8 protein-coding genes and 1 pseudogene are annotated in these 15,713 nt (G+C 67.4%); 1 reads left to right on the top strand and 8 read right to left on the bottom strand.

The features are described 5' to 3' along the window. The 6 genes and pseudogenes from RUH65_RS08160 to RUH65_RS08135 form a co-directional block, all read right to left on the bottom strand. Positions 1–2,809, bottom strand: a pseudogene (locus RUH65_RS08160) (hypothetical protein); the annotation flags it as partial. 169 nt (positions 2,810–2,978) lie between these two features. Continuing rightward, positions 2,979–4,169 (bottom strand): elongation factor Tu, encoded by a 1,191-nt coding sequence (gene tuf, locus RUH65_RS08155; protein WP_313816852.1) that lies wholly within the window; start codon positions 4,167–4,169, stop codon positions 2,979–2,981. A 288-nt stretch (positions 4,170–4,457) separates the two neighbouring features. Then, the gene (gene fusA / locus RUH65_RS08150; protein WP_313816851.1) at positions 4,458–6,572 is read right to left on the bottom strand and encodes an elongation factor G; all 2,115 of its coding nucleotides are present in this window, start codon (positions 6,570–6,572) and stop codon (positions 4,458–4,460) included. Between the two features lie 118 nt (positions 6,573–6,690). After that, complete coding sequence (gene rpsG, locus RUH65_RS08145; RefSeq protein WP_313816850.1) at positions 6,691–7,161, bottom strand: 30S ribosomal protein S7; 471 nt, start codon at positions 7,159–7,161, stop codon at positions 6,691–6,693. After that, complete coding sequence (rpsL, locus tag RUH65_RS08140; protein WP_091692838.1) at positions 7,161–7,535, bottom strand: 30S ribosomal protein S12; 375 nt, start codon at positions 7,533–7,535, stop codon at positions 7,161–7,163. Before rpsL ends, rpsG begins: the two co-directional genes overlap by 1 nt. A 308-nt stretch (positions 7,536–7,843) precedes the next feature. Continuing rightward, a complete protein-coding gene (locus RUH65_RS08135) occupies positions 7,844–9,250 on the bottom strand; it encodes a carbamoyl-phosphate synthase (RefSeq protein WP_313816848.1) in 1,407 nt (468 codons plus the stop codon). A gap of 34 nt (positions 9,251–9,284) precedes the next feature. Here RUH65_RS08135 and RUH65_RS08130 point away from each other — a divergent pair, with 34 nt between their 5' ends. Further along, positions 9,285–10,613: a peptidoglycan bridge formation glycyltransferase FemA/FemB family protein gene (locus tag RUH65_RS08130; RefSeq protein WP_313816846.1), complete on the top strand. Its 1,329-nt coding sequence runs from the start codon at positions 9,285–9,287 to the stop codon at positions 10,611–10,613. A gap of 48 nt (positions 10,614–10,661) precedes the next feature. Here RUH65_RS08130 and RUH65_RS08125 read toward each other — a convergent pair whose 3' ends face one another. Both RUH65_RS08125 and RUH65_RS08120 read right to left on the bottom strand, forming a co-directional pair. Further along, complete coding sequence (locus RUH65_RS08125) at positions 10,662–11,567, bottom strand: aldo/keto reductase (RefSeq protein ID WP_313816845.1); 906 nt, start codon at positions 11,565–11,567, stop codon at positions 10,662–10,664. A gap of 207 nt (positions 11,568–11,774) precedes the next feature. Beyond that, positions 11,775–15,671, bottom strand: coding sequence for a DNA-directed RNA polymerase subunit beta' (locus RUH65_RS08120; RefSeq protein WP_313816844.1), 3,897 nt, complete (start codon positions 15,669–15,671; stop codon positions 11,775–11,777). Positions 15,672–15,713 lie beyond the last annotated feature (42 nt).

Raw genomic sequence — 15,713 nt, 5'->3', positions numbered from 1 at the left:
CGGAGACCCGCAGCACCAGTCCGGCCCCCATCAGGGCCAGTGCCATGACCATGAGCGCGGCGCGGTCACCCTCGCCTGCCGCGAGCTCCACGAACCACAGAACGATCACGGCGCCCGTCACCAGCCAGGACATGGCAGGAGCGGTGAGGAACCCCGTCGCTCCCCCGCCCTGGTCCGGGTCCGGCAACCGCCGCGCCACACGAGCGCGCAGGGCCAGGCCGACCACCAAGGCCACGACGGCGGCTGCGCGGGCCGCTGACTCGTTGCCTCCGAGCCGATCCACCACCGTGGAGACCAGCACGGCAGACGAGGCCTGGCCGGCCAGCAGAACCACCGTGCGGGTAGCCTGCGGCAGCCGGCCCCGGGTGACGACGGCGATCATCACCAACCACCCCGTCAGCAGCACCAGTCCGATCACCACGTGCCAGGACGAGACCCCGGTGGAGGGATCCGAGTCACTGAGGGAGGTACCTGTCGTCTCTCCAGCGATGGCAAAGCGGAGGGTCCCCGTGAACAGCGTCAGGCCGCCCACGGTCAGCACGATGGTACGGAGGACGAGCAGCCGGTCCCCGAGCGCATCGTGGGGCTGGCCGCGGAGGGGGCCCGCCGTCGCCGTCCACCGCGCGCCGGTTCCCAGCCACCGGAGGGCCACCGCTGCCGTGATGCCGGCGAGGAGATACCATCCCAGCAGCACACCCCCCTGGGACAAGGGCGGAGTGAGCAGGAGCAGCACGCCCAGCAGGCTGGCTCCCGACCAGATCGCCACCGGCAGCCTCGCGCCGACTGGCTTCCCTGTGGCGGCAGGACTCTCTGTGCCGGATGGCTTCCCCGCACCAGCCGGCTTCGCTGCGCCGCCCCGCTTCTCCCGGTCGGCCGGCTCGTCTGTGGTGACCCGCCCCTCGGCGTCCGTCGTGAGACCACCGGACACCGTCAGCGGCCCCTGGTGCAGGGCGGTGACCGTGGCCCAGAGCACCGCCGCGAGGGCTGTCAGGGTCAGCGCTGTCCCCCCGGACGGATCCGCCCCGCGTGAGGCGGCCAAGTACACGAGGGCGACACCGCAGGCGGCGATGACGTGGGGCATGAGACGGGTGTCGATCCGGCGGTGCAGGCCGCGGCGCCGCAGCAGGATCAGGGCGACTGCCTCGAACGCCACGGTGACCAGGAGGATGATCTCGAGATTCCAGCCGCGGCCGTCACCGCCTGCGGGGTAGCTCCCCGTGCGAACAACGGGGTACACCAGCAGCGGTGTGAGGGCTACCGGCGTCGTCACCTGCCACAGCAGGTTTGCCGCTCCCGGTGCCCCCTCCTGGCCCAGGCGGTTCGAGTGAAGGAACAGAAGCGAGCACACCGCCGTCGTGGCCACCACGACGGCCGCGGCCACCCCGATGCCCGGCGTCAACCGCAACAGGCCTTCCGCACCGGGTGCCGGTCCAGCCAGCCCGACGAACTGGGATGAGGCCGCCAGGGCCAGGGCCACCAGCCAGCAGACGGCGTGGTCCACCATCGCCGTCACCCCGACCGGCAGGTATCCCTGGGCGCCGGCTCCGCGCCACACCAGCGGGATCTGCAAGCAGAGGTACACGACCAGCGAGGTCAGAAGGAGGTCCGCTGACCAGTCCAGCATGAGCGCCCACGGGACGAGCGCCACCAGGACCCCGCATCGCACGGCATAGGTGGCAACCAGTCGGTATCTCTCCGGTCCGATCACCGCGACGGTCGCGTAGTAGGCACACGCGGACAACAGGAGCAGGAACATCTGCACCGGCTCGATCCAGACGCCGGCAACGAGCCCCAGGACCACCACGCCGGGCACAATCCATTGATGGGTCTGCGCGACCGCCGCCCGGAGGACGGTCGGCAACCAGCGGTTGCGGCCAGGTCCCTCCACGGAGATCCACGCCATCAGGACAGCCAGACCGATCGAGACGATGAGAGCCCACACCAGGCCCTGCTGCACTGCGGCACCGGAGGCCATGACGGTGCTGAGCAGGAACGGCACGGACAGATAGGCCACGACCCGGCTGTCGAGCCGCACTGCAGCGAACACCATCATGGCGGTCCCCACCGCCGAGGCGAGCAGCCAGGAGAGGGTTGCATCCTGCAGGACAAGCACATTCAGGGCCACTCCGGCCACCGGCACCAGCGCCAGCCCCGTCCCGGTGAAGGCGGTGGCCGCCGGCCGCAAGGTGGGGCTCATCGCGTGCACCACGAGTCCCGCGCCATAGAACAGGCCCACGACGACGGCCAGTCCCGCGACCCTGGCCGTCACCGGCAGCGCGGCCCCGATGAACAGGGAGGCAGCGGCCACCAGAAGGAGGCACGCGGTGTACAGGGTGATGTTGACGTTGCGCCGGTCCCGCCGCTCTTTCTCCGCGGCCTGGTCCTCGGGCACCTGCACCGGGCGCGTTGATCCGGGCGTCGGTGATCCCGGGGGCGGAGAAGGCGAAGGGAAGCGGGGAGCGACGTCGGAGGTGGGAGCCACGCGGGAGCGCGGCTCGACGCCGGAGCGCGGAGCGTCGTGGGGCGTGGGAGGGAATTGACCGGCCGGTGGAATGTGAGGAGGTGCAGGTGCTGCCGAGGCGGCAGAGGTGGCCGAACCGGCCGAGCCGGCGGGGACGGTAGGTGCTACCGAGGCGGCAGACGTGGCCGAACCGGCGTCGTACCCCTGCTGCCACGCGCGGGCGAGGTCCGACCGCGAGTAGGCACCCGTCACCTCATGGGGTGACGTGGTGAGCCGACGACGGACCGCGAATCGAGCCACGGCCGCGCCGACGACCAGCCCGATGACCAGCGCTATGAAGATCCCCACACCGACAGCGTACGGTGCCACCGCAGGTCAGCCGCGGTTGTCCACAGCCGTGACGCTCCACAGCACGGTGTCCTGGTGCGCCGGTCGGGACAGCCACAGGGTTAAAGGCGAGAACCCCTCCGGCCGAAGCCGGAGGGGTTCTCACGTGATGCTGGGCTGACGCCTTAGATCACTTGAGGATCTTGGTGACGCGTCCGGAGCCCACGGTGCGGCCACCCTCACGGATGGCGAAGCCGAGGCCGTCCTCCATGGCGATCGGCTGGATCAGCTCGACCGACATTTCGGTGGTGTCGCCGGGCATGACCATCTCGGTGCCTTCCGGCAGCGTGATGACGCCGGTGACGTCGGTGGTGCGGAAGTAGAACTGCGGGCGGTAGTTCGAGTAGAACGGGTTGTGACGGCCGCCCTCGTCCTTGGACAGGATGTAGACGTTGCCCTCGAAGTTGGTGTGGGGGGTGATGGAACCCGGAGCCACAACAACCTGACCGCGCTCGACGTCCTCGCGCTTCAGACCGCGAAGCAGCAGGCCACAGTTCTCGCCGGCCCAGGCCTCGTCGAGCTGCTTGTGGAACATCTCGATGCCGGTGACCGTGGTCTTCTGCATGTCGCGGATACCCACGATCTCGACCTCGGAGTTGATCTTCAGCGTGCCACGCTCGGCGCGGCCGGTCACGACGGTGCCGCGGCCGGTGATGGTGAAGACGTCCTCGATCGGCATCAGGAACGGCTTGTCCTTGTCGCGGACCGGATCCGGGATGAAGTTGTCCACGGCGTCCATCAGTTCCTCGACGGACTTGACCCACTTCTCATCGCCCTCGAGGGCCTTCAGGCCGGAGGTGCGGATGACCGGGGCCTCGTCGCCGTCGAACTCCTGGGAGGACAGCAGTTCGCGGACCTCCATCTCGACGAGCTCCAGGAGCTCCTCGTCCTCGACCATGTCGGACTTGTTCAAGGCGACCAGCAGGGCGGGAACGCCAACCTGGCGGGCCAGGAGAACGTGCTCACGGGTCTGGGCCATCGGGCCGTCGGTGGCGGCGACCACGAGGATGGCACCGTCCATCTGGGCAGCACCGGTGATCATGTTCTTGATGTAGTCCGCGTGGCCCGGGGCGTCCACGTGGGCGTAGTGGCGCTTCTCGGTCTGGTACTCCACGTGGGAGATGTTGATGGTAATGCCGCGCTGACGCTCTTCCGGCGCCGAGTCAATCGTCGCGAAGTCGCGTGCCTCGTTGATGTCCGGGTACTTGTCGTACAGGACCTTCGAGATAGCGGCGGTCAGCGTGGTCTTACCGTGGTCAACGTGGCCGATGGTACCGACGTTGACGTGCGGCTTCGACCGCTCGAACTTTGCCTTCGACACAGGTTCCTCCTAGAACTGTTCATCTGAAGAGACTTCTCAGACGCGGGTGGCGTGCTGACAACTTGGGAAAGTCTACTTCGATCTGTCTGCTGGTGATAATTCTCCGGATTGCGTCAGGACCGGTCCTGGATCAGGCCACTCGGACCGCCTGTTCCGCGGACCGACCTTCCGTCCTGTGGTGGTTCCATCCTCCGGAGTGCGGACGGGCCACCTGTCCGGTCCGGTGGCGGATCCCCTGGGTGTACCAGGGGTTCCGCCACCCTTCCGAACACGTTCTGTGACAGCTGACTATTCGCCGCTGTTCTTCTGGATGATCTCGTCGGCCACGGCCTTGGGGACCTCGGCGTAGGAGTCGAACGTCATGGAGTACACGGCACGGCCCTGGGTCTTGGACCGCAGGTCGCCGATGTAGCCGAACATCTCGGACAGCGGGACGTTGGCCTTGACGACCTTGACACCCTGTGCGTCCTCCATGGACTGGATCTGGCCACGGCGGGAGTTCAAGTCGCCGATGACATCGCCCATGTACTCCTCCGGGGTCCGGACTTCCACGGCCATCAGCGGCTCGAGGATGACCGGGTTCGCCCGGCGCATGCCTTCCTTGTAGACCATGGAGCCAGCGAGCTTGAACGCCATCTCCGAGGAGTCGACATCGTGGTAGGCACCGTCCAGGAGGGTCGCCTTCACGCCGACCATCGGGTAACCGGCCAGGATGCCGAACTGCATGGCGTCCTGGATGCCGGCATCCACGGAGGGGATGTACTCGCGCGGGATGCGGCCACCGGTGACGGCGTTGACGAACTCGTAGAACTCGCCCTCGGAGGTGTCCATCGGTTCGAAGGCCATCTGCACCTTGGCGAACTGGCCGGAACCACCGGTCTGCTTCTTGTGCGTGTAGTCGACCTTGTCGACCTTCTTCTTGATGGTCTCGCGGTAGGCCACCTGGGGCTTGCCCACGTTGGCCTCAACCCGGAACTCGCGGCGCATGCGGTCCACGAAGACGTCCAGGTGCAGCTCGCCCATGCCGCCGATGACGGTCTGGCCGGTCTCATCGTCGAGGTTCACGGTGAACGTGGGGTCCTCGGCGACGAGCTTCTGGATGGCGGTGGAGAGCTTCTCCTGATCGCCCTTGGTCTTCGGCTCGATGGCCACGGAGATCACGGGCTCCGGGAACGACATGGACTCGAGGATGATCGGGTCACTGATGGAGCACAAGGTGTCACCGGTGGTGGTGTCCTTGAGGCCGATCACGGCGTAGATGTGGCCCGCCACGACCTCCTCGACCGGGTTCTCCTTGTTCGCGTGCATCTGGAACAGCTTGCCGATGCGCTCCTTCTTCCCCTTGGTGGAGTTCAGGATCTGGTCACCGGGGCTCAGGCGTCCGGAGTACACGCGGATGAAGGTCAGCTGACCGAAGAACGGGTGCGCGGCGATCTTGAAGGCCAGGGCCGAGAACGGGCCGTCCTTCGAGGGCTCGCGGGTCAGCTCCTTCTCCTCGTCCTTCACGTCGAGGCCGGTGATGGCCCCGGCATCCATCGGGTTCGGCAGGTAGGACACCACGGCGTCCAGCATCGGCTGCACGCCACGGTTCTTGAACGCGGAACCACAGAAGACCGGGTAGGCCTCGGCGTTGATGGTCAGGTGGCGCACACCGGCCGCGATCTCCTCGTTGGAGATCTCCTCACCCTCGAGGTACTTCATCATGAGCTCTTCCGAGGTGTCGGCGACGGCCTCGATGAGCTGAGTACGGTACTCGTCGGCCTTCTCCTGGAGCTCGGCCGGGATCTCGCGGGTCTCGTAGGCGGCACCCATGGTGACGTCGCCCTTGGAGTCGCCCTCCCAGACGAGCGCCTTCATGGTCAGCAGGTCCACCACGCCGACGAAGTCGTTCTCGGAGCCGATCGGCAGCTGCATCACGAGCGGCTTGGCGCCGAGACGGGACACGATGGTGTCGACGGTGTAGTAGAAGTCGGCGCCCAGCTTGTCCATCTTGTTGACGAAGCAGATGCGGGGCACGTTGTACTTGTCAGCCTGGCGCCACACGGTCTCGGACTGCGGCTCCACGCCCTCCTTGCCGTCGAACACGGCAACGGCGCCGTCGAGCACGCGCAGGGAGCGCTCCACCTCGACGGTGAAGTCGACGTGACCCGGGGTGTCGATGATGTTGATCTGGTTGTCGTCCCAGAAGCAGGTCACCGCGGCGGAGGTGATGGTGATGCCGCGTTCCTTCTCCTGCTCCATCCAGTCCGTGGTGGAGGCACCGTCATGGGTCTCGCCCAACTTGTGGTTGACGCCCGTGTAGAAGAGGATGCGCTCGGTGGTGGTGGTCTTGCCGGCATCGATATGCGCCATGATGCCGATGTTGCGGACCTTTTTGAGGTCGGTCAGCACGTCCTGTGCCACGGTGTCTCCCTAAGGTTGGTGGGTGGGTCCTGTAGTGATGCCGGTCGCCGGTGCCGGCAGCGAGTGCAGGCGGCACGGCGCCCGGAAACCGCCGCAGCGGTTTCCGGGCGCACGAGAATCACCAGCGGTAGTGGGCGAAAGCCTTGTTGGACTCGGCCATCTTGTGGGTGTCCTCGCGGCGCTTGACCGCGGCACCGAGACCATTCGACGCGTCGAGGATCTCGTTCATGAGGCGCTCGGTCATCGTCTTCTCACGGCGGGCCTTGGAGTAGCCCACGAGCCAGCGCAGGGCCAGCGCGGTGGAACGGCCCGGCTTGACCTCGACAGGCACCTGGTAGGTGGCGCCGCCGACGCGGCGGGAGCGGACCTCAAGGGCCGGGCGGACGTTGTCCATGGCCTTCTTGAGGGTGGCCACCGGATCGTCGCCGCCCTTGTCACGAGTACCCTCGAGGGCACCGTAGACGATGTGCTCCGCGGTGGACTTCTTGCCGTCCACCAGCACCTTGTTGATCAGCTGGGTGACCAGCGGGGACCCGTAGACCGGGTCGACGACGAGGGGGCGCTTCGGCGCAGGACCCTTACGTGGCATTACTTCTTCTCCTTCTTCGCGCCGTAGCGGCTGCGGGCCTGGCCGCGGCCCTTGACACCCTGGGTGTCCAAGGCGCCGCGGACGATCTTGTAGCGGACGCCCGGGAGGTCCTTCACACGACCGCCGCGCACGAGCACGATGGAGTGCTCCTGCAGGTTGTGGCCCTCACCCGGAATGTAGGCGGTGACTTCGATGCCGCCGTTGAGGCGGACACGGGCCACCTTGCGCAGTGCGGAGTTCGGCTTCTTCGGGGTGGTGGTGTACACACGGGTGCACACGCCACGGCGCATGGGGTTCCCCTGCAGTGCAGGGGCCTTGGTCTTGACGACCTTCGGTGAGCGGCCCTTGCGGACCAGCTGCTGAATCGTAGGCACTCTTGGTCTCTCCGTTGTTCGGTTCCAGGTGGGCTGCTCTCACAGCTGTCCTGCTTCCAGCCCGGCGGGCGCACAGGACGGGCCCGCGTCAACCTGGACTGCTGATGGTCGTTTCTTCGCACCCGAGGGGGTTCGGCGAGAACGACCGCAGGCGTGCAAAAGTGTGGCATTCGTTGCGCAAGAACCCCGCAACCCGGACTGTGTCCCTATTGCCACACAAAAACAATTGAGATCAGCCTACCACCCCCTGGGGGCGGCGGAGAAACCGAAGGTGAGGGCCAGCAGTGAGGGCCAGCAGTGAGGGCCAGCTAGGCCCGGGGCGCCGGGTGGTTCCGGAAGACCCGCCGCGCCTTCACCTCGGCGGCGCGAAGATACAGCTCACGGCGCAGGTCACGGTCAGCGGAGTAGGAGAAGGGACGTACAGCCCTCCCGGCCCGCTTCGCCTGCCGGATGCGTTGCCGCTGCGCGGCAGTGGCGTACTGGTTCACCAAGGAGAGTGGGATGGTGGTGATGAGGGCGGGACCGGTAGTGGTCACCCGCCCCTCGTCCAGCCGCGAGTTCGTCTTGAGGTCCAGGTTCAGGTACTCCTCCACCAGGTACGGGGCCGGGTTCGCCCCGGAAGCCGTGAGGTAGTAGTGGTTCCGGCCCAGCCGTGGGTTCATCTCCAGGAACTGTGCCACTCCGGTGCGGGGGTCGATCTTGGTGTCGAACATCGCGAAACCGTGCCAGTCGAGCGCCTCCATCAGGGTGATCCCCTGGTCCGCGATCGCCGGGTGCTCGGAAGCCAACACGGCTCGCGCGTTGCCCTCCAGGCCGGGGGCATGATCCTCGACGATGACCTCTCCGTAGGACACGAGCCGGGTGGAACCGGAGCGGTCACGGAAGAACGTGGCGATCCCCAGCTGCGAGTCCGGCCCAGGCACCATCTCCTGGACGATCACGGCTCCTCGATAGCCGGCCGCACTGGCTTTGCCCAGGAGGGCCTCGACCTCGGCGGCGCCGTCGATGATGTGCACCTTGCGCCGGCCCTCGAAGCGGATGTCCGCCCACGCGCCGCCGTCGCCGGCCTTGAGGATCACGGGGTAGGTCAGGCCCAACCCGGCAGCGAACTGACGCGCCGCCTCAGGGGTGTGGGAGCCGGCGTCGTAGGTGGCGGTCTTGGGGTACGGCACGCCGTACCGCTCGCACAGCGCGTAGAAGTTCTCCTTGAGGGCAGCCGCGTCGAGGGCGTCCTCATCCGGATAGGGAACGGTGTAGCCGGCGGCCTCGAGGGCCTCGCGATGGCGCACGGCGAAGCGCACGAGGTGGTCATAGCTGGCGAGCAGCAACAGGGGGCGTCGGGGCTTCCCGCGCAGTCGTTCGGCGACCCGCACGAGGGCGTCGATGACGGGCTGCTCCTCCGTCATGGGCCCGGCCGGGAACGCCTCCAGGATGGCGGAGTGCTTCAGATTGCGGTTCAGGGACGTCGGGACCACCGCGGAGATCACGCCGTAGGCCTCATGGAACTCCCGGGCCAGGGAGTACGCGCCCACGTCGCCCCCGGTGATCACCGGCACGAAGGGCTGCCCCGCGGGAATGGCTGACGGGTTGTCAGCAGCGGTGACGGAAGCCGTGGCAGAAGGGTTGTCTGACGGGTTGTCAGACGCAATGTCAGGGGAACCAGGCACAGCGGGTGTGGGCACAGCGGGGCTGGAGGAGGCAGCGGGGTCTTCCATGGCTTCGATGCTACCGGCGGCTAGGGTGGGGGTCGTGCCAGATCTAGCTTCCCCGTTCGGTTCCCCCTCCCCTTCCGGCCAGGACTCCCGGCCCCTGACCGTCCGGCGGATCACTCCCGCTGACCATGGGCGGTTCCTGGCGGACCACCCCGGGGCCTCCTTCCTCCAGAACCCCCAGTGGCCAGGGGTGAAGATCGACTGGCGCGGGGATTCCCTGGGCTTCTTCGACGGCCGGAGCCTCAAGGCCACGGCCCTCGTGCTGTTCCGCCGGCTGCCCGTCCCGGTGCCGGTGCTGAAGAAGCGCTCCCTCGCCTACATCGCCGAGGGACCGGTGTTCGACCCTGCGGCCGTGCAGCTGGAGTCCGTCCTGGTCCCGCTGGTGCAGTACCTCAAGTCCCGGGGCGCGTTCCTCGTCCGGGTGGGCCTGCCGGGCGTCGTGAACCGCTGGGACGGCTCCGAGGTCCGCAAGGCCCTGGCCGCCGGCACCCACCGATCGGTCACCGACCTCGCCCCCCTCCACACCGACCCGGCCGCCGAAGACGTCCGTGCCCGACTCCTGGCCCTGGGCTGGCAGGCCCCGTCCGAGTCGGAGGAGTTCGAGGCCGGGCAGCCCCCCTTCCAGGCACGCATCCCGCTGCAGCCGGAACTGGATATCTCCGGCGACGGCACCCGTGTTGAGCCCAACAAGAACGGTGAGTCCCCCGCCCTGGAGGCGGCCCTGAACCGCATGGACTCGACGTCCCGCCGGCAGACGCGCAAGTCGACCCGGTCTGAGCTCACGGTGACCGTGGGCACGGCGGAGGATCTGCCGGCGTGGCAGGCCCTCTACGAGGAGACCGCGGCGCGCGATGGCTTCACCGGGCGGCCGCTCGCCTACTTCCAGCGCATGTTCGCCGAGTTGAACTCCGCTGGCTCCGGGGTCTCCGGTGGCGCTGCAGCGGACTCGGCAGTGGCCTCAGCAGGAGACACAGCAGGAGACACAGCAGGAAACACAACAGGCGACACGGCCTGCACCCTGTACCTGGCCCACTTCGGTGACCAGCTGCTGGCCGCCGCCATCTACGTCCGCCAGGGCCAATTCGGGTGGTATGTCTACGGAGCCTCATCCTCGGAGGAACGCAAGCGCTACGCCCCGCGCGCCCTGCAACTGCGCCAGATCCAGGACTCCCTCGCCGCCGGGTGCACGTGGTACGACCTCGGCGGGATGAGCCCCTCACTGGACCCGGAGTACGAGCTGGCGGGACTGACCCGGTTCAAGACGACCATGGGGGCCGACGTGGTCCAGACCCTCGGCGAGTGGGACTACCCCGTGAACCGGTGGCTGGCCCGCGGCTTCAACCTGTACATGTCCCGCCGGGGCTGAGCGCCCCGACTGACTACTCCTACGGAGCGCCCCGACGGAACGCCACGGTCAGTGCCCGAACGCGTCCGCGTCCTGACGGGTCTCGGACGGGACGCCGGCATCGAGCCCATCGATCGCCGCCACCTCGTCCGCGGCCAGTTCGAAGGAGAACACGTCCAGATTCTCGCGCTGCCGCTGCGGGTCGCCCGACTTCGGGATGGCGATGCGTCCCTGCTGCACGTGCCAGCGCAGCACCACCTGCGCCGGCGTCCGCCCCAGCCGTGAGGCGATTGAGGTGATCTCCGGGCGGTCGAGCAGCTCGCTGCCCCTCCCGATCGGGGTGTAGGCCGCCGTCAGGACGCCGGCCGCGGCGTTGGCCTCCTGCACGTCCACCTGCGCATCGACCGGCTGGCAGTGGATCTGATTGACGCTCGGCACCAGCCCCGCCTCCAGCACCCGTTGCAGGTGCGCGGGCTTGAAGTTGGAGACGCCCCAGGACCGGATGAGTCCGGACTCCGTCAACTCGGCCAGCGACTCGCAGGCCTGCACGTACCGGCCTTGGTCAGGGTTCGGCCAATGCACCAGGTACAGGTCGAAGTACTCCAGCCCGGCCCGCTCCAGCCCCGCCTCGAGGCCGGCGCGCACCGTGTCCACGGGACCATGCCACTCCCGGTTGAATTTGGAGGTCACGAAGATCTCGTCCCGGCTGATCCCGGAGCCGACGACGGCGCGCCCCACCGCGTCCTCGTTCCGGTAGTTCTCCGCCGTGTCCACGTGCCGGTACCCCGCCTCGAGCGCACTCGTGACGGCCTCGGTGCAGTCGTCTCCGGTCATCGGCCACGTACCGAGCCCGATCAGGGGGATCTGGACCGTCGACCCGGTGCCGGAGTTGGAGTCGGTGCCGGAGTTGGAGCTGGGGTTGGAGTTGGTGTTGGTGTTGGTGCCGGACAGCGGAGCATATCTCTGGGTGACCATGGCACCCAGCCTGTCACGACGGCGTCGGGAAGATCCACCGCTCCTGAACACGCACAGAAACACACAGAAACGCACGGAGACGCGCAGCAACGCACACCCTTAACGCACAGAGTGACCTGGCCCCGTCACGCAGGACGGAATCAGGTCACTCTGTGTGGTACTGGCCGGTACCATGCCCCTCAGAGGAGCTCAGCGGAACCAGCGGTGTCAGCCGCGGAAGTCGCCGCCCATGCCGTAGTCGTCCAGCGAGATCGCATGGAACTCCGGCGTGGCCGAGGAATCCAGACCCGGGTAGTCGAAGTCCGCGAAGCCGGCCGGCCCGGTGAACAGGTTGGCCTTGGCCTCCTCGGTGGGCTCGACGTTGACCTTGGTGTAGCGATCCAGGCCGGTGCCGGCCGGGATCAGCTTGCCGATGATCACGTTCTCCTTCAGGCCCAGCAGCGGATCCGACTTGCCCTCCATGGCCGCCTGCGTCAGGACGCGGGTGGTCTCCTGGAAGGATGCGGCGGACAGCCACGAGTCCGTGGCGAGCGAGGCCTTGGTGATGCCCATGAGCTCGTCACGGCCGGAGGCCGGCTGGCGACCCTCCGCCACGGCCTTGCGGTTCGCGGCGGTGAAGCGGGCGCGGTCCGTCAGCTCGCCCGGCAGCAGGTCGGTCTCGCCCGACTCGATGACCGTGATGCGGCGCAGCATCTGGCGGACGATGACCTCCACGTGCTTGTCGTGGATGCCCACACCCTGGGACTGGTACACGTCCTGGACTTCCTGGACCAGGAACTTCTGGGCGGCCCGGGGACCGAGCACACGCAGCACCTGCTTCGGGTCCACGGCACCGGCGACCAGCTGGGTACCGACGCCCACGTGCTCGCCATCGGCTACCAGCAGACGCGCACGGCGCAGCACCGGGTAGGCGATCTCCTCGGAGCCGTCGTCCGGGGTGAGCACCAGCCGCAGCTGCTTCTCACCGTCCTCGATGACCACGCGGCCGGCGACCTCGGAGATCGGGGCCACACCCTTCGGGGTACGGGCCTCGAAGAGCTCTTGAATACGGGGCAGACCCTGGGTGATGTCGTCTGCGGAGGCGACACCACCGGTGTGGAAGGTACGCATGGTGAGCTGGGTTCCCGGCTCACCGATGGACTGTGCGGCGATGATGCCCACGGCCTCGCCGATGTCCACGAGCTGACCCGTGGCCATGGAGCGGCCGTAGCACTTCGCGCAGGTCCCGACGGCGGACTCGCAGGTGAGCACGGAGCGCACCTTGATCTCGGTGACGCCTGCGGCGATGTAGGCGTCGATCGCCACGTCGCCGATGGCCTCGCCGGACTGGCCCAGCACGGTGCCGTCCTCCGAGGTGACGTCCACCGCGAGGGTCCGGGCGAACGAGGAGTTCTCCACGGTCTCGTGGCGCACCAGCTCGCCGTCGGCGTTCGGAACACCGATGATCTCGGTCAGGCCGCGCTCGGTTCCGCAGTCCTCCTCGCGGACGATGACGTCCTGGGACACGTCCACCAGACGACGGGTCAGGTAACCCGAGTTGGCGGTCTTCAGCGCCGTATCCGCGAGGCCCTTGCGGGCACCGTGGGTGGCGATGAAGTACTCGAGCACGGACAGGCCCTCACGGTACGAGGACTTGATCGGACGCGGGATGATCTCGCCCTGCGGGTTGGCCACGAGGCCACGGATACCGGCGATCTGCCGGACCTGCAGCCAGTTACCACGCGCACCGGAGGTCACCATGCGGTTGATGGTGTTGAGCTTCGGCAGCCCGTCCTTCATGGCCGCGGCGACCTCGTCGGTGGCCTTGTTCCAGATGTCGATCAGCTCGGAACGGCGCTCCTCGTCAGCGATCAGACCCTTCTCGTACTGGGCCTGGACCTTGAGGGCCTGATCCTCGTACCCGGCCATGATGGACGCCTTGTCGAAGTCCGAGGTGATGTCCGAGATCGCCACGGTGACGCCCGACCAGGTGCCCCAGTGGAAGCCGGCATCCTTCAGGTTGTCCAGCGTCTGGGCGGTCTGCACCATCGGGTACCGCTCGGCCAGGTCGTTGACCAGCGCGCCGAGGGTGCCCTTGGTCGCCTGCGTGGACAGCCACGGGTAGTCGACCGGGAGCAGCTCGTTGAACAGCACCACGCCCAGGGTCGTGTCCAGCACGGCCGGGGTGCCCTCTTCCCAGCCCTCGGGGGCCGGGCTCTGGACGGACGGGACGAAGCCCTCCACGGTGATCTTGACCGGTGCGTTCAGGTGCAGCTGGCCGGCGTCGAAGGCCATGATGGCCTCGGCGACCGACGAGTACTCCGTCCCGGCGCCGACCTCGTCCTCACGCACGGTGGTGAGGTGGTTGAGGCCGATGATCATGTCCTGGGCCGGAACGGCCACGGCGCGGCCGTCGGAGGGCTTCAGGATGTTGTGGGAGGACAGCATCAGCAGTCGCGACTCGGCCTGCGCCTCGGGGCTCAGCGGCAGGTGCACTGCCATCTGGTCACCGTCGAAGTCGGCGTTGAAGGCGCCACAGACCAGCGGGTGCAGCTGCAGTGCCTTGCCCTCCACCAGCATCGGCTCGAAAGCCTGGATGCCGAGGCGGTGCAGGGTGGGTGCACGGTTCAGCAGCACCGGGTGCTCGGTGATGACCTCTTCCAGCACGTCCCAGACCTGCGGGCGGAAACGCTCCACCATCCGCTTGGCGGACTTGATGTTCTGGGCGTGGTTGAGGTCCACCAGGCGCTTCATCACGAACGGCTTGAAGAGCTCCAGGGCCATCTGCTTCGGCAGGCCGCACTGGTGCAGCTTGAGCTGCGGGCCCACCACGATCACGGAACGGCCGGAGTAGTCCACGCGCTTGCCGAGCAGGTTCTGACGGAAGCGTCCCTGCTTGCCCTTGAGCATGTCGGAGAGTGACTTCAACGGACGGTTGCCCGGTCCGGTGACCGGACGGCCGCGACGGCCGTTGTCGAACAGCGAGTCCACCGCTTCCTGGAGCATGCGCTTCTCGTTGTTCACGATGATCTCGGGGGCACCGAGGTCCAGCAGACGCTTCAGGCGGTTGTTGCGGTTGATCACGCGGCGGTACAGGTCGTTCAGGTCGGAGGTCGCGAAGCGGCCACCGTCCAGCTGCACCATCGGGCGCAGCTCCGGCGGGATCACCGGGACGGCGTCCAGGACCATGCCCAGCGGGGAGTTGTCCGTGGTGAGGAATGCGTTGACGACCTTCAGGCGCTTCAGGGCACGCGTCTTGCGCTGGCCCTTGCCGGTCTTGATGACCTCGCGCAGGAACTCGGCCTCGGCGTCGAGGTCGAAGGTCTCCAGGCGCTTCTTGATGGACTCGGCACCCATGGAGCCCTCGAAGTACTGACCGTACTTGTCACGCATCGCACGGAACAGGCCCTCGTCACCCTCGAGGTCCGCGACCTTGAGGTTCTTAAAGCGGTCCCAGATCTTCTCCATGCGGTCCAGCTCGGCGTCGGCCCGCTTGCGGATCTGCGCCATGGTCTTGTCCGCGGAGTCACGGGCCTTCTTCTTCTCGGCGGCCTTGGCCCCCTCGGACTCGAGCTTGGCGAGGTCCTTCTCCAGGTCACCGGCGACGGCGGCGATGTCGGCATCGCGGGTGTCCGTCAGGTGACGGGTCTCCTGGTCATGCTCGGCCTGCAGGTTCGGCAGGTCGGCGTGGCGCGCCTCGTCGTCCACCGAGGTGATCATGTAGGCCGCGAAGTAGATGATCTTCTCGAGATCCTTCGGGGCCAGATCCAGCAGGTAGCCCAGGCGGGAGGGCACACCCTTGAAGTACCAGATGTGGGTGACCGGGGCGGCCAGCTCGATGTGGCCCATCCGGTCGCGACGGACCTTGGAACGGGTCACCTCGACGCCGCAGCGCTCACAGATGATGCCCTTGAAGCGCACACGCTTGTACTTGCCGCAGTAGCACTCCCAGTCCCGGGTGGGGCCGAAGATCTTCTCGCAGAAGAGTCCGTCCTTCTCCGGCTTCAGGGTGCGGTAGTTGATGGTTTCGGGCTTCCTGACCTCGCCGTAAGACCAATTGCGGATCTCGTCCGCGGTCGCGAGGCCAATGCGCATGAGGCCAAATGATGAGTTGTCGTTGGACATGGTCCGTTGAACTCCTGATTCCTTGCGTTTTCGAATCGTGGA

This window comes from Citricoccus sp., from assembly GCF_032154715.1.
Lineage (GTDB): Bacteria > Actinomycetota > Actinomycetes > Actinomycetales > Micrococcaceae > Citricoccus.
The sequence above is the reverse complement of the archived record's forward strand: the minus strand, read 5'-3'. Positions and strand labels throughout refer to the sequence as shown.